This is a genomic window from Kitasatospora sp. NPDC001603 (assembly GCF_040298365.1).
Taxonomy (GTDB): Bacteria; Actinomycetota; Actinomycetes; order Streptomycetales; family Streptomycetaceae; genus Kitasatospora.
On record NZ_JBEPAA010000002.1, the window covers coordinates 216416 to 238211 of the forward strand.

The following is a 21796-nucleotide window of genomic DNA, read 5'->3' on the forward strand; positions in this document are numbered from 1 at the left end:
GGGATCCGGCCCAATTGTCCCGTGCACGACAATGAAGGGGGAGTGTCTTCTCGGCCAACTTCGTGCACGGACTTGCTGTGCGGGTATCGACTGGCTCCGAGGGGGCGGCCGCGTCGTGCGCGATACGCCGGGCGGCGTCGGGCGTGTCGCCGGACACCGGTAAGTTCGTGGCCGCCGAGGTGCGGGCCGTCCACCAGGAGCAGCGGGCGGAGGAGGCGGCCGCGCGCGCTCGTGCGGACGCGCTGACCAGGGCCGCCGAGGAGCGGGCGGCGAAGGAGAAGGACCGGATCGGGACCGAGCGGAGGCGGATCGAGGCCGGACGGCAGCGGATCGAGGCCGAACGGGAAAAGGCCGCCGCGAAGGAGAAGGCCCGCCACCTGTCGTTCGGCCAGTCCTGCACCTAGGGCGACGGGTTGAAGGTCACGATGGCCAGGACGGAGCCGTACGTCCCGAGTTCGGCGGTCTTCGATCCGCTCAAGGACGCCAGGATCGTCCAGGTGAGGATCACGGTCGTCAACACCGGGGCCACGGACCTCTCGCTCTACGGATCGGGGACGCCCATCGTGAAGAACGCCAAGGGCAATCTCGTCCTCTCGCTGACGGACGGCAGCGGACGGCTGGAGCTCCTCAGCGGTTCTCTCGCGCCCGGCCAGGAGGCCGTGGGCCTGTCCGCCTACGCCCTGCCGAAAGGCGCGGCCGACCCGTTCACCGTCGAGTTCGACTAGGGACCGGCCTGCTGCGCAAGGGCGTCGTCTTCTCGGGTCCGCCCAGCTGACCCGACGCACCCCGCGACGGGGGCTGCTCCCGTCACGGGCCCTCCGGCGATCCCTCGCGGGCGCCGGTCGAGCGCGAAGAGCGCGATGCGGTGCCGCTCCAGATCCACGTCGACGATCGTCACAGTGAGGAGGTCGCCCAACCTCGACGACGTCCTCGGGTCGGCCCGCCACCGCGCCCGGACGACGCCGTCGCCGGTGCCCTCGCCTGCTCGCGCTGCCGACCGGTGGGCGTGCACTGGTGCGCGTCTCGCCCGGCTGGGTGCGGGCATCCTCACCTGCTCGGTCGTGGCCGTCCGTGGTGTCGCCGCTCGACTGCGAGTGTGCCCGCGCGCCAGGGCCGGGAACCGGTGGCCGGGCAACGCTCCGTAGTCGATGACGCTCCGTCAGTTCAACCGCGTCGCAGCCCCGGTCACTCCCTGTTCCCACGGTCGAGGGGACCGGCGGTGACCGCCGGCCGGGCGGTCCGGTTTCCCCGTGCGCCCCGCCGCACCGCGACCTACCGTGGAGATGAGGGGTACGGCCATGGAACGGGGGTCTCCCGTGCAAGAGCCCGTGATCGCCACCGCCCTGCTGATCGCGCTGACCGGCTGGTGTGCGGTCCACTGCGCCCTCGCCGCCGCGGGGCGCGGCTGCCCGGACCGCCGGCTGGAGCCGATCGAGTTCGTGACGGCCCTCGCCATGGTCGCCATGGTGGCACCGGCGGCGGACCCGTTGCCGCGAGTCCTGTGGGCCGCCCTGCTCGCCGCGGCCGCGGCCTGGCCGGCGCTCCTGCTGGCGGGGCGGATGGGCCGTCACCACCGCTCGGCCCCGATCGGCGCCCTGCGTCACTATCCGCACCACATCCTCAGCGCGGCGGTGATGGCCGCCCTGGTGCTGCTGATGGCACCGGCGCAGCACCACGCGGGCGCCGGCCACACCGGTGGCAGCCATGCCCCGGTGCCGGAGTGGGTCCTCCTGGCGCTGGTCGCCTACTTCCTGGTCCACGCGGCCCGCGGCGCGGGCACGCTCCTGCCGCGCCCGGCCGCCGGGGGCCGCCCGCGGGGGGAACGACCGGCAGGGCGGCCGGCCCGTGTCCGCGGACCGGCCGCCCTGACCTCACCCGACCTGGTCGCCGCGCGGCGCACGGTGATGTCGATCGGCATGGCCTACATGCTGCTCGGCATGAGTTGACTGCGGGCCGTCCGGTGACCGGGTCACGCACCGTCGCGGCGCACCGCCAGGAAGCTCGCGGTCTGCCCGGCGGGGCCACCCGAGTGCGGCTCCGCGCGCAGCACCGCCCCGGCCAGGACCATCCGCTGGTCGATCCCGGTCTCCCAGTGGCGCAGGACGACGCCGTCGTACTCGTAGTGGAGGTCCGCGACGGGCGGTCGGCCCCGGCCGCTCAAGGTGAACGGGAGGCGGGGCGAGTCCTCCGCCCGGCCGACCATATCCATGATCAAAGCCGGTTCCTCCCCCGGATCCGAGAGGATCAGTTCACCGTGGAGGGCGCCGTCCGGTTCGGCCGTGAGCCGCAGCGTCGCCTGGGCGAACCGCAGGACATTGAAGTCGTCGACGGGATCGGGCCGTTCGAGGAAGCTCCGGTAGGTGTACGTGCCGGTCAGAGCGCTGACGTTCATGGCGTCCCTCCTGGACGGGTGAGGCGGATCGAGCACCTCGTTCCAGGGTCCTGCGGGCGCCCCGTGCCGCCCACCGCTGCTCGTCCGGACAGCGGGCCCGGTTCACCTCCTCGAAGGCTTGTGGACGAAGCACCACGGGGCGGCCGCGGCCGCCCCGGGAATCCGGGCCGCCCGGCCAGGGCGCCCGGCCCACCCTAGGAGTGACATGTCGAACGGAACGTTCATACGAAGAGACGCCAGCAAGATGGCCGAGTGGGATCCGGTGCTGTACTGGTACGCCCGCGCCGTCGGAAGGATGCAGCAGCGATCCGCCACCGACCCGACGAGCTGGGTCTTCCAGGGGTGCATCCACGGCATCCCGCCCACCGTCACGCAGACGCACGAGGCCTTCAGCCAGTGTCCGCACGGAGGCTGGTTCTTCCTGCCGTGGCACCGGGGCTACCTCTGGTACTTCGAGCGGATCATCCGGGCGGCCATCAAGGAGATCGCCGCCGAGGAGCACATCACGCCCGACCCGTCCACCACCTGGGCCCTGCCGTACTGGGACTACGCGCTGGACCCACCCACCGCCGGCCCGCCCCCGACCTTCACGACGCGCGCGCTCCCGGCGGCCTTCCGCAGCCCGAAGATGCCGGACCGCCCGGGCGGCACCACCCTGACCGTCGACAACCCGCTCTGCCTCCGGGACGACCTGGAACCGACAACCGAGGCGGAGTTCTGGGCCGCCCCGCATCGAGCCAAGGACAAGAACGCCGCCCATCAGGTCCTCCCCTACGTGGACCTCAACCCCTTCAGGGCGATGAGCGCGACGATCTTCGCTGCCACGAAGAGGCTGTCAGCGGTCCAGCCGACCTTCGGCAGCGAGGTCAGCTACACCGTCATGCCCCACTTCCAGTCCGGCTTCGGCGAGCTGGAGAACGTCCCGCACAACCAGGTCCACGGTGGTGTGGGCGGCTGGATGGGCCGGGTGGAGGGCTCCGCCCGCGATCCGATCTTCTGGCTGCACCACGCCAACCTCGACCGGCTCTGGTCGGGCTGGCTGGACAAGGGCAACCAGAACCCGGACCACACGTCCTGGCTGGACCACGAGTTCATCTTCTTCGACGGGAACGGACAGGAGGAACGGCCCACCAGCAAGGTGGTCATGGACGACGCGCGCGACTACGCGTACGAGTCGTTGACCGACGGGTCGGGCACCCGGCCGGTGATCCTGCCGCCGGTCCAGGCCCCACGGGCGGGCGAGCGGGTCCTGGCGGCCTCCGTCGCCAACCCCCGGCAGCCGCTCGACGTCCGGGCGGCGACCACGGTGTCCCTGGAACCCAGCGGCGTCGAGGGCGCCATGCGCTCGCTCGCCGCCCGCGACGAGCCGCAGACCAACCTCATCCTCACCGTGCACGACGTGTACACCGAGATCCCGCCCGGGACGCCGTTCCACGTCTTCCTCAACGGCCCCGGCGGCGACCTCGACCCGGAGGGCCCCTACTTCGTCGGCTGGATCTCCTTCTTCGGCATGGCCGGCGCCGGCGGGCACGACGCCAGCTACGACGTCACCGAGCAGGTCCAACGCCTCAAGGACCAGGGGCTGATGCCGGACGGTCCGCTCACCGTCTCGATCGTGCCGTCCATCCCGCAGCCGGCGACGAACATCCCGCAGCCCAGCTTCGAGAGCGTCAGCCTCACCAGCATCTGATCGTCCCCGTCCCCGTCCCGGGAGCCCCGGCGGGTGCGCCTCGGCGCGTGGATCGTGCTGACGCGGAAAGCTGCGCGAGTTGCCCGAGCACCTCGGCCGCCGTGTGGCCGAGGTGCTCGCGCGCCCCCGCCGCGGTCGGGGCGCCCGATGCCGTACGCGTGCCCGAAGCAGGAGATCTTCGGTTCCCCCGGCGCCGCCCGGACGACGTCGATGTCCCGTGCCGTGTTGCGGGTGGTGATGTGCGCCAGCCCGTCCCCCGCCTTCGCCCGGCACGTGTCGGCCGCCGCCCGGGCCCGGGCCACGTCGGCGGCGAACGTCTCTTCAGCGAAGGGGTGTTGAAGGTCCCGTGTGTCGTCGTTCGTTCGCTCGTCTTTGCGCGGGGGGAATCCCGCCCGCGAGCTCCGCACTCCGTCTCGGCGGTGGTCAGCGGGATGCGGTGGGTCCCCCGTGCCGGGTGCCGGACAGCGCCGCGTGCACGGCGGCCGCCGCGTGGAGTCGCGCGGTGGGGAAGACCGGGACGGGGCTGTCCTCGGAACTGATGAGGAGCTCGATCTCGGTACAGCCGAGAATGATCCCCTCCGCACCGTCGGCCACCAGGTCCGTGATGACCTTCCGGTAGGCGGCGCGTGACTCCTCCCGCACGACGCCCAGGCAGAGCTCCTGGTAGATGACGCGGTGGACGATCGCGCGCCCGTCGGCGTCCGGGACGCGCACATCGAGTCCGCCGGCTTCGAGCCGGCCCCGGTAGAAGTCCTGCTCCATGGTGAACGCGGTGCCCAGGAGACCGACCCGGCGCAGGCCCGACGCCCGCACGGCCGTCGCGGTGGCGTCGGCCAGGTGCAGCAGCGGAATGGAGACCGCCGCCTCGACCCGGTCCGCGACCTTGTGCATGGTGTTGGTGCAGATCAGCACCATGTCCGCGCCGGCCGCCTCAAGCGCCCGGGCGGCCGCGGCCAGGATCTCGCCGGCCTCCGTCCAATGGCCCTGCACCTGCAACCGCTCGATCTCCGCGAAGTCCACCGAATAGATCACGCACCGCGCCGAGTGGAGTCCGCCGAGGCGCTCCCGCGTGAACTCGTTCAACAACCGGTAGTACTCCGCCGTCGACTCCCAGCTCATCCCACCGATCAGGCCGATCGTCCGCATCGCCACACCCTCACATCGACTCCGAGCGGCACCGCGGCCGCCGCGCGATGCCTCGCCATAAGGAATCCAGCATGGCAGACGCTGATGTATAAGCTTCCCTTGGCTGTCGTGAAGCGTCCGAGGCAAAGGGGCCGGGGGACATGACAACACCGCACCTGGGTGCCTCGACGGCGGAGCCCCCCGCCGCCCGCCGTCACCCGGCCGCACCGGCTGCGCCGCAGGTCAGACGGCGGAGCGACGCGTTGGCGCTAGCGCAGCGGCCCGCACTCGTCGACGAGGACGGGCGGTGCCGACAGGAACACGTCGGCGTCCGCAGGGCCGTAGGCGATGTTGAAGGTGTCCAGCCAGTACGACCAGTCCTGCATCCCCGCCGCGCTGCTGAAGCGGTAGTTCACTTGCCAGCGCACCCGATCGGACGGACCGAGTCGTCGGCCGATTCCGGGCCATCGGGCGTAGGCCGGCACCTCCAGCTCGTGGGGGGGCGCTTCGATCTGGTCGAGGACCTCGCCGCCCGTTGCGTTCGGGTCGGCGCGGCCGCTTTCATGGGGGCATGATCACCATTCATCTGAAGTACGAGATCGACGCCGACAAGCTGGCGGACTTCGAGGAGTACGGCCGCCGCTGGGTCGGGCTCGTCAACCGGTTCGGCGGGACGCACCACGGCTACTTCCTGCCGAGCGAGGGAGACAGCGACATCGCCTACGCCCTCTTCTCCTTTCCCGGCTTCGCCGCGTACGAGCGGTACCGCACGGACAGCATGACCGACCCGGAGTGCCAGGCCGCCTTCGAACTGGCCCGGAGCACCGGCTGCATCAAGCGGTACGAGCGCCGTTTCCTGCGCCCGCTGGACGTCACCTCCTAGGCCGGGGCAGGGGCTTGGACCGGCTGCCCCGGACGCCGGGGCTCTCGGGGCAGCCGGCGGACCGACCGCACGTCCGGCACGGTGATCACACCCGTGCGTCCGGTCCGGCGTCGCCTGGCGCCGGACCGGGTCGGGACGGCACGCGACGGCCCCGGGGCGCCCCGGGGGCGCGACCGGGACGGGGATCCGGTGCCGCGGAGCGGATGTGTCCGGCAGCGGAGCCGGACAGATGGTGACCCGGGCGGCCGACGGCCCGCCCGGTGCGCGCGGGGCCGTCGGCGCGCCCGCGCCCCGGGGCGAGCACCGTTCAGGCGCCGTCGGTGGGTGTGTGCAGCCTGGCCCGGTAGGCGCGCTTCTTGACGAGGGCGCCGCAGGTCTTCATCGAGCACCAGCGGCGGGCGCCCGCGCGGGAGGCGTCGACGAAGGGGACGCCGCAGTCGGGGTTCCCGCAGATGCGGACCCGGGTGCGGTGGTCGGACGCGCAGAGGTCGATCAGATCCCGGGCGACCATCGAGAGCACCGAGGTGACCGCGTCGCCGTGCCAGCGCACGGTGCTCCCGTCGGGGGCGAGCTCGGGGACCGAGGCCGGTTCGGCGGCGGCGCGATTGACGAGCGCGATGTCCTCGGGGGCGGGCGGGACGGTGTCCGCCAGGGCGCGGCCGGTCCGCTGGATCGCCTCGCGCAGGTGCCTGGCCCGGCCCAGGTCGGCCTCGGTGCAGGGGGGCGGCGTCGTCGCGCAGGCGCTCTGCACCGCCCAGCGGCTCAAGTCCTCGGGCCGGGCCAGTCGTTCGAAGGGCGTGTCCGTGCCGCGGTCGGCCAGGGTGCCGGCGAAGGCGAAGCACAGCCGCGCGTCGTCGAAGCGGAAGTCGGCCTTGGCGCGCTGGCGTCCGGCGCGGCCGTCCTTGTCATCCATGTCCACCACTTTAAGCGGTTGACACGGTTCCGGACAAGCGGCTAGCTTCTGGTCCACCGCTTGAACCGGTGGACACGGCGTCGAACGTGCTCCGTTGTCCGCCGCACCCCGCCACATCTCTCCGCACCCCGCCACATCTCTCCATCGCACGAGGAGGCCGCGCCATGCGTGCCGCAGTCATCGAGGAACTCCACCAGCCGCTCGTCCTCCGCGACGTGCCCGATCCCGTCTGCCCGCCGGACGGCGCGATCCTCCGCGTCGGCGCGAACGGCATCTGCCGGACCGACTGGGCCCTGTGGGCCGGCGAGTTCTGGACGGGCGGCCCGCGGGTCGAGGCCCCGTTCGTCCTCGGCCACGAGTTCGCGGGCACCGTCGTGGAGGTCGGCCGCGAGGTGCGGGGGTGGCGGGAGGGGGACCGCGTCATCTTCCCGATGAATCCCGGCGAGGGCTCGTGCGAGATGTGCCGCAGCGGCAACCAGCACGTCTGCGAGCACGTGGACTCGCTCGTTCCCGGGGTGTCCTACTGGGGCGCCTTCGCCGAGTACGTCATGGTCCGCTTCGCCGACGTCAACCTGGTCGCGGTGCCGGAGGGCGTCGGCTTCGTGGACGTCGCCGCGCTGGCCTGCCGCTACATGACGGCCTTCCACGGGGTCGTCGACCAGGCGCGGGTCCGCGGCGGTGAGTGGGTCGCGGTGTACGGGGCCGGGGGCGGCATGGGGCTGTCGACGGTGGAGATCGCCGCGGCCACCGGAGCCAACGTCATCGCGATCGACATCACCGAGGAGAAGCTGGACGCCGCCCGAGCGCTCGGCGCGGTCCACACCGTCAACGCGGCGGCGGACGACCCCGCCGAGGCGGTGCGGACCCTCACCGGTGGTGGCGCACACGTGTCGGTCGACGCCGTGGGCATCGCCGCCGCCTGCCGGAACTCTGTGCTGTCCCTGCGCACCCGCGGCCGCCACCTCCAACTCGGCCACACCACGGCCGCGGAGAGGGGGGAGGTCGCGCTGCCGATCGACGTCATGATGGTCAAGGAGCTGGAGTTCCTGAGCGCCTTCGGCATGCAGGGCCAGCGCTTCGGCACGATGCTGAACATGATCGCCGCCGGCCGCCTCAGCCCCGGCCGCATCGTCTCGCGCACCGTCGGCCTCCACGAGGCGAGCGGGGTCCTGGAGTCCCTGGAGACGTACGGGCCCACCGGTGTGGTCGTCATCGACGCGTTCCGTCCCTGATCCCTCCCCCCCCTGAAAGTAGGCACCACCATGAACGTACGCGCCACCATGCCCGTTTCCCGTCAGCTGATGGACCGGGAGCTGAGCCTGGCCCTCGACGGCGTCCCCATGACCCCCAACGGCGCGTTCGACCTGACGGACCTCGCCGCGACGCGCGCGGCGTTCCGGGCCCAGGCCGAGTCGGCCGCCGACAGCCTGCCCGGCGACCGGTCCGTCACCGTCGAGGAGCATCTCGTGAGCCGGGCGGACGGCCCCGACGTGCCGGTACGCCTGCTGCGGCCGACGGCCGCGCCGGGACCGCTGCCGGTGCTGCTCTGGTTCCACGGCGGCGGGCAGGTGCTCGGCTTCGCCGCCCAGGACGACCCGTGGCTCAAGCGGCTGGGCGCGAGCCTCGGCTGTGCCGTCGCCGTGGTCGACTACCGGCTCGCTCCGGAGACACCCGCCCCCGGCGCCGCCGAGGACGGCTTCACCGCCTACCAGTGGCTCGGCCGCGAGGCGGACGCCCTGGGTCTGGACAGCGCCAGAATCGGCATCGCGGGCCAGAGCGGCGGCGGCGGCATCGCGGCGGCCACCACCCTCCTGGTCCGTGACCGCGGCGGCGCGGCGCCCCTGTTCCAGTCCTTTACGTATCCCATGCTCGACGACCGCAACCGGACCGCGTCGAGTCACGAGATCACCGACATCGGCATCTGGGACCGCTCGACCAATCTGCTGGCCTGGAAGGCGATCCTGGGCGACCGCGCCGGCACCGACGACGTCTGCCCGTACGCGGCCCCCTCCCGCGCCGCCGACCTCGGCGCCCTGCCGCCCACGTTCATCGCCGTCGGTGACCTCGACTGCTTCCGCGACGAGGATCTCGACTACGCCACCCGGCTGCGCGCCCACGGCGTCCCCGTCGAGCTCCACCTCTACCCCGGCGCGTATCACGCCTTCGACCTCTTCGCCCCCGACTCCCGACTGGCCACCACCTTCCACCAGACCTGGTCCAACTACCTCGCCCGCCAGTTCCACAGCACCCCTGCCTGACCGGGGCTGGGCCGGGGGCAGGGGTGGGGCGCGGGCTCGGTGGGCGGCGGCTCGGTGGGCGGCGGCTCGGTGGTCGTGAGGGCGAGCGGCCCGGGTGGTGGTGCGCCGACGTGTCCGGAGCGACGACCCGCGACGTACGGACGGGGCTAGGGAGCGCTCGTCCCCGGGCGGGCCTTGCTCATCTTCGTCGCCCTGGCCTGCGCCCAGCGCAGGAGCAGGACGGCGACCACCACCGCCATCAGGGCGGCCTTGCCGACCGGGACGGCCGTCCCGCCGCGCAGGGCGGTGGAGAACATCGGCGTCAGCACCGCCACCGCCACGGCAGGCCCGGCCGCGTACCAGGCGGCGAACAGCAGCGGGCCCGTCCCGCCGCCCGCGCCCTGGGCCGGGGACAGCATCAGGTCCTTGCGCAGCACCCCGCGGCAGGCGTTCACCAGCCCCGCGGCGACCAGTGCCGGCGCGGAGGCCGGGGCGAGCCAGGCGGCCGGGCCGCTGCCCGCGGCCAGCAGCGCCCCGGCGCAGGCCAGCCCCAGCAGGAGCCCGGCCACGGTCGGGACGATCGCGTGGCGCAGCATCAGGGGGGCGAACGGATAGGGCGACCAGGAGGCCCGCCGGACGTCGTCCGTCTCGATCCGGGCCGGCTCCAGCAGCTGTGCCACCGCCAGGTAGCCGAAGACCAGGGCGGCGGCGGTGGTCAGCCAGGACAGCCCACCGGTGGCGCCGTGCGCGAGGACGGCGCAGAGCAGCGCGGGCACCGCCAGCACCACCGCGCGGCCCAGCCGGGCGGGCGAGCGCAGCAGGGCGAGGGTGTCCCGCCACGGCACGACCTGCCACGCCCGCCGGGGCGCCGGCAGCCGGAGCCTGCGCTGCCGGTCGCTGCCGTTGGCGCTGTTCACGGCCAGTCGTGCGCTGCGCAGCTCGACCGTGCGGAGCGCGGCCAGCACCCCGGCGGCCGTCCTGGCCCGCTCCCGCAGCCGGGCCAGTGGCACCGTCGCGGCGGCCCGGTCGGCGAGCGCCAGGGCGGCGACGGTCGACAGCAACAGCAGTGCGGCGGCCGCCCAGCCGCCCGCCGCGGCGGCCGGCGTCGGCGCCAGGGCGGCGATCGCGGCCCAGCCCCACGGCCCCGACCACAGCTCGACCAGCTCCAGCCAGTGCACCGGGTGTCCGGCGACGGCCAGCGCGCTCTGGCCGGCCAGCGCGATGATCAGCACGGTCAGGTACGGAGTGAGCCGGCGCACCCAGCGGGCGGTGCGGTCACTGCGCTCCACGACCAGCGCGGCGCAGGTGGCCAGCAGCGGTACGCAGAGCCCCCCGAGCAGGCACCAGCCGAGCGCGGCCGGCAGGCCGACCCGAACGGTCAGCCCGAGCGCGACCATGCCGCCGACCGCCGCCACCAGGCCGGGGAAGGCGGCCACGGCGCAGGACAGCCAGAACCACGGGCGGAGCACCGGGCGGGGCCGGACGGGGTGGATCAGCAGCCAGTCGGTCGCCGCCCGGGGCGGCACCACCGGGCCGCGCCACAGGCCGTCCCGGACCAGCAGGACGAAGGTGAGCAGCCCGATCGCGGTGATCCCGGCGGGCATGGCGGCGAGCAGATCACCGCCGTGGCCGGTGTAGTCGGCGCCCATGGAGGCCTGGAGGAACAGGCCGAGGCTGGGCACGCCGCCCCAGATGATCAGGATGAGGACCACGCAGTAGACCGCGAAGCCGACCGACTTGGCACGGTTGCGCCGGTGGGGGGCCCGCAGGGCGCGGAGCAGGGCGAGCGTCTCGTCGGTCCAGTCGTCGTCGTCCGTCCAGGCCTCGACGGCGAGGTCGCGGTCGGCCTCCGGGTGGGTCGTGGTCACCGGGCACCCGCCGAGCCGGCGGCGGTGCGGGTCGCGAGATCCGCTGCCAGGACCTTGCGGGTCGCGCCCTGCTTCAGGATCTTGCCGTCCTCCAGCACCACCACCCGGTCCGCCACGTCCAGGGCGAGGTCGGTGTGGTGGGTGACCAGGAGCACCGCGACGCCGTCGGCCAGCTCCGCCCTGAGCAGGTCGGCGAGGTGGCGGCGGGCGTCCGGGTCGAGCCGCTGCTCGGGCTCGTCCAGCAGCAGCAGGTCGCGCGGGCGCACCAGCGCGCACGCCAGCAGCAGGGCCTGCATCTGTCCGGAGGAGAGGGCCGAGGGCAGCGCGTCGGCCCGTGCCGTGAGCATCCGGTCGGTCAGTACCTGGGAGACCCAGTCGGGCGCGTCGGCGACCCCGTGCGCGACCGCGACCAGGAGCAGGTGCTCGCGGACGGTCAGGTCGGGGTAGCAGGCGACGGTGTCGCCGACCACCGCCACCCGGGCCCGGACCCGGGGGTCGTTCTCGTCCATCGGGATGCCGTCGAAGACCACGGTGCCCTTGCTGGGGGCGTCGCGTCCGGCCGCGACCCTGAGCAGGGTCGACTTGCCCGATCCGTTGTGGCCGAGCAGTGCCACGCACTCTCCGGCGGCCAGCGACAGGCTCACGGGGTGCAGCACCTCCCGCTCGCCGTACGAGCGGCTGACGCCGGTCAGCTGCAGCAGGGGCTTGCGAGCCGCGGCACGTGGTTCGGCGGCGTTCTTGGCCATGGGGAGGGCGCCTCTCGACGGGGTGTCCGGCCACAGTACCGATCCACCGGCGGCCACCCGGGTGAGGGTGGCGCCGGCCCGGAGCCGGTGCGGACGTCGAGCCCGGTTCGGCCCGCGGTGGGCGTGGGGCGCACCGGGGGCCACCCGCCCGCCCGCGGTGCGCTCCACGCGCGCCGGTCAGGCGGGGTCGATGACCACGATCGGGATCTCGCGGTCGGTCTTGGCCTGGTACTCGTCGTACGCGGGCCAGTGGCCCACCATGACCGGCCAGAAGGCGGCCCGCTCCGCGGCGGTGGCGGTGCGCGCGGTGCCCTGGACGATCGTCGGGCCGACCTGGACGCGGACCCGGGGGTCGGCCGTCAGGTTCCGGTACCACAGGGGCGCGTCGTCGGCCCCGCCCTTGGAGGCGACGACGAGGTAGCGGCCGCCGTCCTCGCCGTAGATGAGCGGCGTGCGGACGGCCTGCCCGGAGACCCGGCCGACGGTGGTCAGCAGGAGGGTCTGGGTGCCCTTCCAGTGCTGCCCCTCGGCGCCGTTCGAGCCCACGTACTGCTTGACGTGGTCCAGCTGCCAGGTGCCCGGCGCGGGGTCCTTGGGGTGGTCCCAGTCGATGTCGGTCACGGTGTCCGCCTGCCTTCGTGTGGAAATGGGTCGACGGTTTCGACAACGACTGCCAACGCCTCCGGGCACGGTCGTCCCGGGACACTGGTCCGGGAGAACCTGCGGGGGCACGCGACGGGGCGACCCAGGGGTGCTGCGGGGAGGCAACGGTGGCGCCCGGTCGGGTGCCGCGGCGGTGGGGCCTCCCGACGACTCGAAGGGAGGCCTCACCGGTTCTCTCCTACGCTCCCGCCGACCGCGACAGCTGCCGCGCCGTGTCGAGCGCTCCGAGAGGGTGCGGAGCAGTGCGCGCGCCGATCGGCGTGGGGGTGTCGAGGAGCGTCGCGGGCTTCGCCACGTCGACGGAGCCGGGACGGTGGATCGTGAGTTCGAAGTCCCGGTGCGCCTTGGCGCCCAGGGCCGGTGGCAGGTGGATGCGCCCGTCCCCGAGCATGCGCCGGATCCGCGCGCGGCTCAGCCCGAGCCCGAGCGCGAGGAGCCGCTCGACGCGGATCGGCGCGGGCAGCTCGAAGGTGACCAGCACCCTGAGCGGGGTCGGGTCGTCGAGCGCGTAGAGGGGCGTGCGGGTCTCCAGGCCCCAGGTGCCGGTCCAGTCGAGGCGGTATCCGGTCTTCGCGGCGAGTGCCGCACTGATCGTCAACTCCCGCACCACGGCGGGGTCATTGGTCTCGTACGCCACCCGGCGGGCAGGCTCCAGCGACGAGACGTGGACGCGCTCGTGGACGGGCACCTTGGACGTCCGGTCGCACCCCGCGCAGCTCAGGAGGAGCCAGACGTCGAGGAGTTTGCCGTTCGCGTTGACGCGGATCTTGCCCGAGGGGCGGTGACGCGTGCTGTAGCAGTCCGGGCACTGGCGCACGATGGTGGGCAGGGCGGACTGGCGCACGGCCCACAGGGCCTTGCGGTCGGTATGCATGGAGGTGATTGCTTTCAGGACTCGGCAGGAGCTCTCGCAGGCGGTGCTGCGGCTCCTGGATCTGACGGATGCACACGCGGGCGCGACTGATCGCCTCGGGGCCGAGCCATCAGGCTCCGAGATCGATCGCGCGACAGGGTGGTTCTCGCTACGTGGCAGCCGTTACAGGTCCATGCGGGCGATCCTGATCGAGGTCACCGCTCGAAGGCAAGCCGTTTTTCGTCGGCCTCGGCCTCGGCCTCGGCCTGGGACTGGGACTGGGCCTGGGACTGGGCCTGGGCCTGGGCCTCGGCCGGAAACAGGTGCGGGTGCGGGGGCGGCGTCAGGTCGCCGGCAGGGTTCCGGCCTCCTCAGTGACGGATCATGCGCTCAATGTGGACCGATGGATCAGACGGCATCAGGCCGGTGTGAGCAGACGCGTCTCGGCGGCGGGCAGGCCCTTGGCCCACCAGTGGTCGTAGCGCCGGTAGACCCGCGGGTCGCGGTCGGCGAGGAAGGCGAACAGCGCACCGGCCTCCGCGGCCAGCGCCTCCCAGACCTCCTCCGGGAGGGGGTGGAAGGCGGTGGCCTCGATCCCCGCGTCGACGCTCCGCCAGACGCCGGCGACGTGGCCGTCGACCAGCAGGGTCGGCAGCACGTCCCCGTTCACCCGGATCACCAGCTTGCGGTAGGCGGCCGGGAGGACCCGGCTGCGGTCGGCGTAGACCAGCAGGGTGCTGTCCCACATCGGCAGGAGCCTGGGCGGCGCCGGGGTGTCCTCGTCCGGCCGGGGCGCGCCGGGGAGGTCGAACAGCACCGTGCCGTCGGGGCCCTCCAGCTCTTCGAGTTCGTCGCCGAGTGCCTGTACGGCCCTTCTGACGCGGGCCCGTTGGATCATGGCGAACTGCGCCATGTCCGCCACCGAGGCCGGGCCGAAGCCCTCCAGGTAGCGGCGGATCAGCGGCCCCGTGCTGTCGAGGACGGCGTGGGGGTCGGTCAGCACCGGCCGCGTGGCGGCGGCGACGTACGACGGCCGGGGGGCGAACGACCAGGGCCCGCCGGCGGGCACGTGCCACAGCGGCGCGTACTGCCGCAGCATCCGCCACGCCGGGAGCTCGACCGGTGTGCCGCGGCGTTCGCCGAGCCAGGCCTGGGCCTCGGCGCCGGTCCGCGGCCGGTCGGCGAAGTCCAGCAGCTCGGGAAGCAGGGCGTCGGCGTCGGCGGCGGTCAGCCCGGACGCCGTGAAGCGCGCGTCGCCGAGCCTGGAGGCGCGCAGGGTCGGCTCCACGGCCTCGCGGAAGGCCCGGTAGTCCTCGCTGTGGACCAGGTGCAGCGTGATCCGCATCAGCGTCGACCGCACCACCCGCAGCCCGGCCACGGCGCTGTCGAGTCCGGCCGGGTCGAATCCGCTGATCCGGTTCCACAGTGCCAGGTAGGGCGAGGCGGGCTCCTGCGCCTGGAGGGCGACCACCCGCCGCACCGCGTCGGCGGCGTCGATCGGCTCCCGCGCCAGCAGCAACTGCCGGGCGAGGGTCGAGCGGTTGAGGGCGCGCGCCGTGATCACCATGCCCGCATTCTCCCGGCTCGCCGCTCCCCGGGAAACCCGCGGGCCGGTCAGCCGACGAGAGGTGCCGGTACCGCCGCCCGCCCGGAGCGGCTGGTGGGCTCCCGGGAAGGGTGAACGGGGCGCCGCCCGTCGGGGAGAATCGCGGCATGCGGATTCTGATCATCACCGCCGGGTCGCGCGGCGACGTCGCACCGTTCACCGGCCTGGGGCGACGCCTGCTGGACGCCGGACACGAGGTCGCCGTGGCGGCCCATCCGGCCTTCGCCGCACTCGTCGGCGGGTGCGGCCTCGGGTACCGGCCGCTGCCGGGGGACCCGGAGGAGCTGATCCGCGGCTGGTCCCGGGCGGCGTCGCGGGCGGAGGCCCGGGCGCTGACGAGGGCGTACGTGGACGGGCTCGCCGACGGTGTGGAGCGGGCCGTGGCGGACGGTACCGACCTGGTGCTCACCGCCTTCGCCCCGGCTCCGCTGAGCGAGACGGCCGGGGAGGCGCTCGGCGTGCCCGTCCTCGAAACCCACCTCGTACCGGCGTTCGCCACCCGGGAGTTCGCGCTGCCCGGTGCGACGGACGCCGACGGCCTGGGACCGGAGGGCAACCTGGCCGCGGGCCACGACGTGGTGCGCCGCCGGGACCAGCTCTTCGCGGGCGCCGCCACCCGGCTGCGGGCCCGCCTCGGGCTGCCCGAAGCGGCACCGGCACCGTCGGAGGCCGACCGCGGCCCGGTCTTCGCCGGCTTCAGCCCCTCCGTGCTGCCGCGCCCGGCGGACTGGCCGACCCGGGTCGAGGTCCCGGGCTACTGGTGGCCGGCCCGGCCGGACGGCTGGCGGCCCCCGGCCGAGCTGGCCGACTTCCTCCAGGCCGGGCCGCCACCGGTGTTCATCGGGTTCGGCAGCATGGCCCCGGGTCACGGGGAACGGCTCAGCGACCTGGTGGCCGCGGCGGTGAAGCGGGCGGGGGTGCGCGCGGTGGTCCAGGCGGGCTGGGCCGACCTCGGCGGCGGTGGCGACGACGTCCTCGCCATCGGCGACGTACCGCACGACTGGCTCTTCCCCCGCACGGCCGCCGTCGTCCACCACGCCGGAGCGGGTACCACCGGGGCGGGGCTGCGCGCCGGGGTACCGGCCGTACCGGTCCCCGTCATGGCCGACCAGCCCTTCTGGGCGGACCGGCTGCACCGGCTGGGCGTCGCCCCGCTGGTGCTGCCGTTCGAGGAGCTGAGCGCCGAAGCCCTCGGGACCGCGATCACGGCCTGTACGACCGAGCCGGTCCACCGGAGCCGCGCGGCCGAACTCGCCCGGCGGATCGCCACGGAGGACGGCGCCGCCGCGGTGCTCGCCCACATCGACACGGCCTACGGCCGGTGAGACCGGGGCTCGCCCGGGCCTCCTCGCGGCCGGGCAGAGCCTCCGCCGTCGCCGCGCGCTACGGGGCGGCGTAGCAGCGGACGGCGACCAGCTGCTCCGGGCTCCAGCGCTGTTCGACCGTGGCCAGCAGCCGCCAGCCGAGGCGCTCGTAGAGCGCGGCCGCGGCGGTGTCGGACGCCACCACGTCGAGCACCGGGTGCAGAGCGCGGGCCCGGGCCTCCTCGGCCGCCCGCGCCATCAGCAGCGCGCCGATCCCGCGGCCACGGGCGGACGGGGCGACGAACAGCCGGCTGACCACCGCCGTCCCGTCGACGCCCACCCCCGCCCGAGCGCTCCAGAGCCCCGGCGCCGCGTCGCCCGCGCCGCTGCGGGACAGGACGACATGGCCGGCGATCCGGCCGCCCAGCTCCGCCACCCACGAGCCGATGAGGACGGGGGGCGTGAGCCATGACGTCGGCGCCTCGGGCCAGTTCACCGGGTAGCCGTCCCGCGCATGGACCTCCGCCAGGACCCGCACGCACGCACCGAGGTCACGGTCGTCACGACACCGGACCCCCGGGGCGGTGCCCGGGTTGGACCCGCTCTCACTCCTCATCGCGGCATGGAACCACAGTCCGGCGCCCGTGACCAGCCGCTTCCTGCCGGTGCCGGGAGGGGGACGGCCGGCACACGTGTGCGCTCGCGCCGCCTCACTCGGGACCGGGACCGTGCAGCTCCAGCCGCCACAGCGCCTCACTGAGCAGGTCCAGCCCCTGCCGTAGATGGCGCCGGTAGGTGCCGTAGGGGAGGCCGAGCCGGCGGGCGGCGGCCTCCTGGGTGGGCGCACCGGAGAAGTAGCCCGCGGTCACGGCGTCGCGGGCGCGGACACCGCGCGGATCGCGGGCGAGGTCGTCGACGCTCCCGCGCAGCAGGGCGCGCAACTCCTCGACGGGCTCGCCGAAGTCGGCCGCCAGGCGGGTGCGGAGCAGCGCGCAGGCGGCGAAGGCGCCCGCGTCGCGCCAGTGCGTCAGGGCGTCGCGGACGGCCTGGTCGAACGCGGCGCGCGAGACGCCCGACGGCCCGGCCAGGGTGGGCACGGCGGTGGCCGCTATGAAGTGGCGGAGCCAGGTCTCGACGGGCACCTGGCGCCAGTCGACCGCGAACAGGCCGTAGGTGTGCTCGCCGACCCGCGGCCGGGCGCCGGTGTCGGCGAGGCTGCCCTTGACGCGCGCCGACCACGTCTCGGCGTCCCGCCAGACGGCGAAGCCGTAGGCGCGGCCGCGGGCCCGGGCGGACTCCGCCTGGGCGCGGGAGCTGCTGAGGTCGATGACGCGCGAGGGCACCTGGTACCGCTCGGGGTAGACCGAGAAGCGGCTGACGCCGATGTGCTCGCCGGGCCGGACCGGCCCGGCGGCCTGGGCGTACTCCCAGGCGGCCGCCACGACCGGGTCGGCGGCCAGGTCCTCCGGATCGGCGGGGGCGGGCAGGGCGAGGCGGACCGTGAAGGCCACGGTGCGGCCCGTGCTCACCAGGCGGTAGACGCTGAAGGCCTGCGGCTGGCGCCGCGCCCAGTAGCGGACGAGCTCCGCCGAGGCCGGGCCCTCGGTCTGCTCGGCCATCCGCAGCACCGTGTCGAGGTCGTCCGGGTGGAGGGGCCGGTCGTGCACCTCGTCCTCGCGGGAGAAGGTGCGCAGGCGGGCGACCATCTCCCCCTCGCGGAAGAGGTAGAACAGCTCGTCGGTGACGGTCCAGACCCGCTCCTCCGGGGCCTCCCGCAGGATGCGCAGGTACTCCTCGGCCAGCCGCCGGCGCATCGTCACGAAGGCGTTGGGGGCCCGCCAGCGGAGGTCGGCGGCCAGCGTCTCGCGGGCGGCGTCGTGCGGGTGGAGCCCGCGGTGGGTGGACTCCATGAACGGCAGGTCGCGCAACCAGGTGAAGAGCGGGTGGGCGTCCTCCTCGGGCAGGACGGCGGCGAGCAGCTCCTCGGAGGTCGAGTAGGCCTGGGCGGCCAGCTCCAGCGCGCGGCGGTGGGCCGCCGTCGGCACCTCGCCGATCAGGCCCGACAGCAGGGTGCGCAGGACGTCCGCCGAGGGCGCCCAGACCTCCTCCCTCGTCCAGTCCGCCATGCCGGACGCGGCCGCCAGGGAGAGCGCCAGCGGGTTGCCGCCGGCGAAGCGGAGCACCCGCTCCCGCAGTTCGGGCAGGACCTGCGCGGTGGTGAGCAGGCTCCGGGCCTGTTCCTCGGTGAACTGCCCCAGCTCGCTGACGTGGAGGAGTCCGGCCCAGGCGGGATCGGCCGCCCACTGCGGCTGGGGCGCGAGGCGGCCCGCCAGCACCACCAGGGTGTCGGCGGCGGCGCGGGGCAGGAAGCGCTGCCACAGCCAGCTCTCCAGCCACTGGCAGTGCTCGAAGGAGTCGAGGAACAGCACCGTGCCGGGGGCGGTCAGGAAGGAGGCGGCGGCGCGCTCGAAGTCGGCCGGATCCCGGCTGACGAAGCGGCCGTCCAGCTCCAGCAGGGGCCGTCCCGCCGTGCGGGCGTGGTCCGTGAGGCGGCGCAGCAGCGTCGACTTGCCGATGCCGCCCGGACCGGACAGGTAGAACGCGAACGGCGCCTGCGGGTCCCCGGCCAGGGCGCGCGCGAAGTGGGCGAGCTCCTCGTCGCGGCCGATGAAGGCCCGGACCCGGGCGCTGCTCAGCCGCTCTCCGACGGTTGCCATGGCGGCTCCTCTTTCCTCGTGTCGGCGGTGGTCCGTGGCGTGCGTACCGTCTGCGGTGGTGACGGGGGCGTGCTCGGCGGCGCAGTCCTCGGACAGGATGCTGAAGCGGGGGTCGACCATGGCGGGGCGGACCTCTCGGAGAGCGCGGGCGCACGAGGAGCGCCGGGTGACGGTGACGTAAGGGGTGAGCGGCCGGCTTCGCTCTCAGACGGGGGCCGAGCGGCGGCGGGGTCTCCGGCGGCCGGGGCCGCGGAGGCGGCGGAACGCGGATCCGTGCACCGTGTCCGGGCGGGTGAGTTCGACTCTCCGCGCCGTGACCGGGACGGCAACTCGCGTTCTGGGCAACGTCGTATCGGTTCCTGCCTCGGGACGGCGGAGGTGATCCGACGTCAGGGCGGCCCCGCAGAGGCCTGCCCGTGCATGTTGACGTGCGCACTATAACCTGACGATCGAATGATCAGAGCTGCTCTGATCCGAGGACCGGGCCGTTCGTCCCGGGAGAATCGCGGGCCGCGGCCGGTGGCCAGAGCGAGGTCCATCGATGGTGCCTCGCCGAGGGGTTCGGCGCAGCCCGAGCACGGACGGCGCCTCGGCGATCGCCAGTTCCTGCACGCCGGCCTGCCACGGTGTCGGGCTGCGGCGGTGGCGCCGCCGACCGGACGGCACGGACCGCGTGGCGTCCAGCCGGGCGGTGATCACCGCCTGCGGTGCGCCGCGTCGCGCCCGTGACGTGGCGCGCCGCGTCCGCGTCGCGCCGGGCGTCGTCGGTGGTTCGCCGCGTCCCGGCGGCCCCGGGGGCCGCTCCGGCGGATCGACGGGGATCGTGCCGTCGGGGCGGATCGGCTTCTGGGGTGTCGGGCCCCAGGGGCGGAGCAGGGTGCACTTCTGCAGCACGGCGACGTCCCAGTGGTGGATGGCCCGCAGCTCCGCCGCCGCCCGGGTGCAGGGGCGACAGTCGGCCAGGTGGTCCGCCAGCTCCGGGGTGGCACCGCCGCCGGTGATCTCGTCGGCCAGTAGGGCCGCCAGATGGCGACACCGGCGTTCCTGCGAAAGGGAGTTGTGGACCCGCAGGTAGGCGTTCAGCAGCTCCCGCCGCAGCTCGGCACCCGGGGTTCGCACGGGCTGACGCGTGGGCACTTCCTCCGGTGCGAGTGATGCGACCAGGCTGTGCCACACCTCCGTCACGGTGTGCTCGGCGAGTTGGTGGAGTGCCGGGAGGAGCAGCGATTCGGCCTCGGCTCCGCGGAGGGCCCGGGACACAGCCGGCGGGCGTGTCACCGCCGCGTTGGCACAGCCAGTGCAGGAAGGGGGGTGACAGCGCCGCGTGCCGCTCGCTGTCGGCCCGCCGGGCGGCCAACCGGCGGGCTTCGTGCAGGAGACAGGTGATCCAGGTGGTGCGTGGGGGGGCTCGCCCGACGGAGCACCGCCCGGAACGGCGCCTCGGGCGGGCCGTCGGCACCGGCGCCCGACGCGTTACTCGATCGTGACCTGTCCTTCCTCGGCTGCCGAGCGGGCTCGTCCCGCAGGTGCTGGGTCGAGGGTGGGGTACGGGCTCACCACGCGTGCGGGTGACGCGCGGCCGCTTCCAGCGGAGACAGGCCGTCGACCGAGACCAGCTCGTCCAGCCGCTCGACACCGTCGTTGCCGAGGCCGAGCCCGGACGCCACCGATCACTCCGCGCCGACACCCGCCCGACGGGCAGGTCGCGTCCGGAGCCAGTAGGAGCGGGCCGCGACGGTCAGCGCGAGGCCGTAGACGGCGAAGGCGACCAGCCCGATCCAGCCGACCAGCAGCGCGTCGCCCGAGGAGGGGAAGTCACCGGGCCGGATCGTCACCACACCGGCCGCGGCCAGGGCCAGGTATCCGACTCCCACCACGCCGTAGGGGGCGAGCGTGGCGGCGCCGAGCAGAGCCGGGGCGAGCGGGAGCCAGCGCGGCACGCGCCGGCTGCGGAGGAACGGCAGCGGGCGGGGGAAGAGCTGTCCCCACGGGCGGACCAGGCCCCAGAGGAGGAAGACGCCGAGCGCGGCCAGGAGTGCGGTGGGGTCCAGGCCGCAGGACTCCAGGGTGAGGAAGACGCCCGAGGCGCCGTTCCGCTCCGAGATCGCGAGCGTCTCCGCACCGGTGAGTCCCGCGAACGTCCCGCCGGACGCCCAGACCAGCTTCATCGCCGTGTACGGGAGAAAGGCCAGTGTCCCGGCCCAGGCGGCGAGTTGGACGGCCCGCGGCGCAGCGGTCGGCGCCCGCACAGCAGTACCGCCGGTACTGCCGATTCCGGTGGTACCGGTGGCTTCGCCGGCCCGGTCGGAGCGGGCCGTGGCCGCGAGCAGGCCCGCTCCGACCGCTGCCAGGGCCTTGTTCGCCGCGGCGGCCGGGTGGTCCACGCCCTGACCGAACAGCAGCGTGATCACATCCATCAGCAGGCTGAACGCGGTGACTCCCGCCAGCCCGCAGGTCACCAGGAGCAGGACCCGTAGCGCGGGCCGCAGTCCGTACCGCACCACCGCTCCGCTCGCCGTCGTCGCCAGCGTCCCTGTCGCCACGACCGCCCAACTCAGCGCGGCGGCGGCCGAGTCACCGCCGCGAGGGAGCAAGGAGGTCCCGCTCAGCGCGCACGCCAGGCCGAAGGCGGCGTACAGCACCCCCCACAGCAGGGTGGCCCGGGCCACCCAACCCGGCCACCGTTGCCACCGGGCGCTCGGGAGCGCCCTCATCGTCCGTTCGGCACTCGTCATGTTCCCCACGGTGCACCGTCCGTGGCGGTGCGCCGTCAGCCGCCGGAACGATCTCCCTCCCCCT

The 21796-nt window shown here is 74.2% G+C and carries 20 protein-coding genes and 1 pseudogene; 8 read left to right on the plus strand and 13 right to left on the minus strand.

Features of this window, described 5'->3' with window-relative positions; translation table 11 throughout:
- The first annotated feature begins 143 nt into the window (after positions 1–143).
- From ABT263_RS02535 to ABT263_RS02545, 3 genes are all read left to right on the plus strand, one after another.
- A complete protein-coding gene (locus tag ABT263_RS02535) occupies positions 144–404 on the plus strand; it encodes a hypothetical protein (protein WP_352286711.1) in 261 nt (86 codons plus the stop codon).
- Between the two features lie 21 nt (positions 405–425).
- Positions 426–725, plus strand: a complete 300-nt coding sequence (locus ABT263_RS02540; protein ID WP_352286713.1) for a DUF4352 domain-containing protein — start codon at positions 426–428, stop codon at positions 723–725.
- Positions 726–1316: 591 nt separating this feature from the next.
- Positions 1317–1946, plus strand: a complete 630-nt coding sequence (locus tag ABT263_RS02545) for a DUF5134 domain-containing protein (RefSeq protein WP_352286716.1) — start codon at positions 1317–1319, stop codon at positions 1944–1946.
- Between the two features lie 23 nt (positions 1947–1969).
- Here the strand turns inward: ABT263_RS02545 and ABT263_RS02550 are convergent, their stop codons facing one another.
- Positions 1970–2392: a hypothetical protein gene (locus ABT263_RS02550; RefSeq protein WP_352286718.1), complete on the minus strand. Its 423-nt coding sequence runs from the start codon at positions 2390–2392 to the stop codon at positions 1970–1972.
- 205 nt (positions 2393–2597) lie between these two features.
- On the opposite strand from ABT263_RS02550, the gene ABT263_RS02555 reads away from it, so the two are divergent.
- The gene (locus ABT263_RS02555) at positions 2598–4082 is read left to right on the plus strand and encodes a tyrosinase family protein (RefSeq protein ID WP_352286720.1); all 1485 of its coding nucleotides are present in this window, start codon (positions 2598–2600) and stop codon (positions 4080–4082) included.
- A 423-nt stretch (positions 4083–4505) separates the two neighbouring features.
- Here ABT263_RS02555 and ABT263_RS02560 read toward each other — a convergent pair whose 3' ends face one another.
- Positions 4506–5228 carry an aspartate/glutamate racemase family protein gene (locus ABT263_RS02560; protein WP_352286722.1) on the minus strand — a complete coding sequence of 241 codons (723 nt, stop codon included), beginning with the start codon at positions 5226–5228 and terminating at the stop codon, positions 4506–4508.
- A gap of 248 nt (positions 5229–5476) precedes the next feature.
- Positions 5477–5656: pseudogene (locus tag ABT263_RS02565) on the minus strand (hypothetical protein); the annotation flags it as partial.
- A gap of 122 nt (positions 5657–5778) precedes the next feature.
- Between ABT263_RS02565 and ABT263_RS02570 the strand changes: the two are divergent.
- Complete coding sequence (locus tag ABT263_RS02570; RefSeq protein ID WP_329485390.1) at positions 5779–6090, plus strand: NIPSNAP family protein; 312 nt, start codon at positions 5779–5781, stop codon at positions 6088–6090.
- A gap of 307 nt (positions 6091–6397) precedes the next feature.
- Here ABT263_RS02570 and ABT263_RS02575 read toward each other — a convergent pair whose 3' ends face one another.
- Positions 6398–7003 (minus strand): CGNR zinc finger domain-containing protein, encoded by a 606-nt coding sequence (locus tag ABT263_RS02575; protein ID WP_352286725.1) that lies wholly within the window; start codon positions 7001–7003, stop codon positions 6398–6400.
- Between the two features lie 164 nt (positions 7004–7167).
- Here ABT263_RS02575 and ABT263_RS02580 point away from each other — a divergent pair, with 164 nt between their 5' ends.
- A complete protein-coding gene (locus tag ABT263_RS02580; protein ID WP_352286728.1) occupies positions 7168–8235 on the plus strand; it encodes an alcohol dehydrogenase catalytic domain-containing protein in 1068 nt (355 codons plus the stop codon).
- A 30-nt stretch (positions 8236–8265) separates the two neighbouring features.
- Positions 8266–9261, plus strand: coding sequence for an alpha/beta hydrolase (locus ABT263_RS02585; RefSeq protein WP_352286731.1), 996 nt, complete (start codon positions 8266–8268; stop codon positions 9259–9261).
- Between the two features lie 146 nt (positions 9262–9407).
- Here the strand turns inward: ABT263_RS02585 and ABT263_RS02590 are convergent, their stop codons facing one another.
- The 5 genes from ABT263_RS02590 to ABT263_RS02610 form a co-directional block, all read right to left on the minus strand.
- Entirely contained in the window at positions 9408–11108 is a 1701-nt protein-coding gene (locus ABT263_RS02590) for a hypothetical protein (RefSeq protein WP_352286734.1), read from the minus strand.
- Positions 11105–11854, minus strand: coding sequence for an ABC transporter ATP-binding protein (locus ABT263_RS02595; protein ID WP_352286736.1), 750 nt, complete (start codon positions 11852–11854; stop codon positions 11105–11107). Before ABT263_RS02595 ends, ABT263_RS02590 begins: the two co-directional genes overlap by 4 nt.
- A gap of 177 nt (positions 11855–12031) precedes the next feature.
- Positions 12032–12475, minus strand: coding sequence for a nitroreductase family deazaflavin-dependent oxidoreductase (locus tag ABT263_RS02600; RefSeq protein WP_352286738.1), 444 nt, complete (start codon positions 12473–12475; stop codon positions 12032–12034).
- A 220-nt stretch (positions 12476–12695) separates the two neighbouring features.
- Positions 12696–13391, minus strand: coding sequence for a DUF1062 domain-containing protein (locus ABT263_RS02605; protein WP_352286740.1), 696 nt, complete (start codon positions 13389–13391; stop codon positions 12696–12698).
- Between the two features lie 397 nt (positions 13392–13788).
- A complete protein-coding gene (locus ABT263_RS02610) occupies positions 13789–14937 on the minus strand; it encodes a winged helix DNA-binding domain-containing protein (protein ID WP_352286743.1) in 1149 nt (382 codons plus the stop codon).
- A 146-nt stretch (positions 14938–15083) separates the two neighbouring features.
- Here ABT263_RS02610 and ABT263_RS02615 point away from each other — a divergent pair, with 146 nt between their 5' ends.
- On the plus strand, positions 15084–16301 hold the full coding sequence (locus ABT263_RS02615) for a glycosyltransferase (protein ID WP_352286746.1): 1218 nt from the start codon (positions 15084–15086) through the stop codon (positions 16299–16301).
- Positions 16302–16359: 58 nt separating this feature from the next.
- On the opposite strand, the gene ABT263_RS02620 is transcribed toward ABT263_RS02615, so the two are convergent.
- The 4 genes from ABT263_RS02620 to ABT263_RS02635 all read right to left on the minus strand — a co-directional run bounded on the left by ABT263_RS02620 (position 16360) and on the right by ABT263_RS02635 (position 21732).
- Positions 16360–16896 (minus strand): GNAT family N-acetyltransferase, encoded by a 537-nt coding sequence (locus ABT263_RS02620; RefSeq protein WP_352286749.1) that lies wholly within the window; start codon positions 16894–16896, stop codon positions 16360–16362.
- Positions 16897–16990: 94 nt separating this feature from the next.
- On the minus strand, positions 16991–18997 hold the full coding sequence (locus ABT263_RS02625) for a P-loop NTPase family protein (RefSeq protein WP_352286751.1): 2007 nt from the start codon (positions 18995–18997) through the stop codon (positions 16991–16993).
- 435 nt (positions 18998–19432) lie between these two features.
- Positions 19433–20116: a hypothetical protein gene (locus ABT263_RS02630; protein WP_352286754.1), complete on the minus strand. Its 684-nt coding sequence runs from the start codon at positions 20114–20116 to the stop codon at positions 19433–19435.
- Positions 20117–20667: 551 nt separating this feature from the next.
- Positions 20668–21732 (minus strand): hypothetical protein, encoded by a 1065-nt coding sequence (locus tag ABT263_RS02635; protein ID WP_352286756.1) that lies wholly within the window; start codon positions 21730–21732, stop codon positions 20668–20670.
- Between the last annotated feature and the right edge of the window lie 64 nt (positions 21733–21796).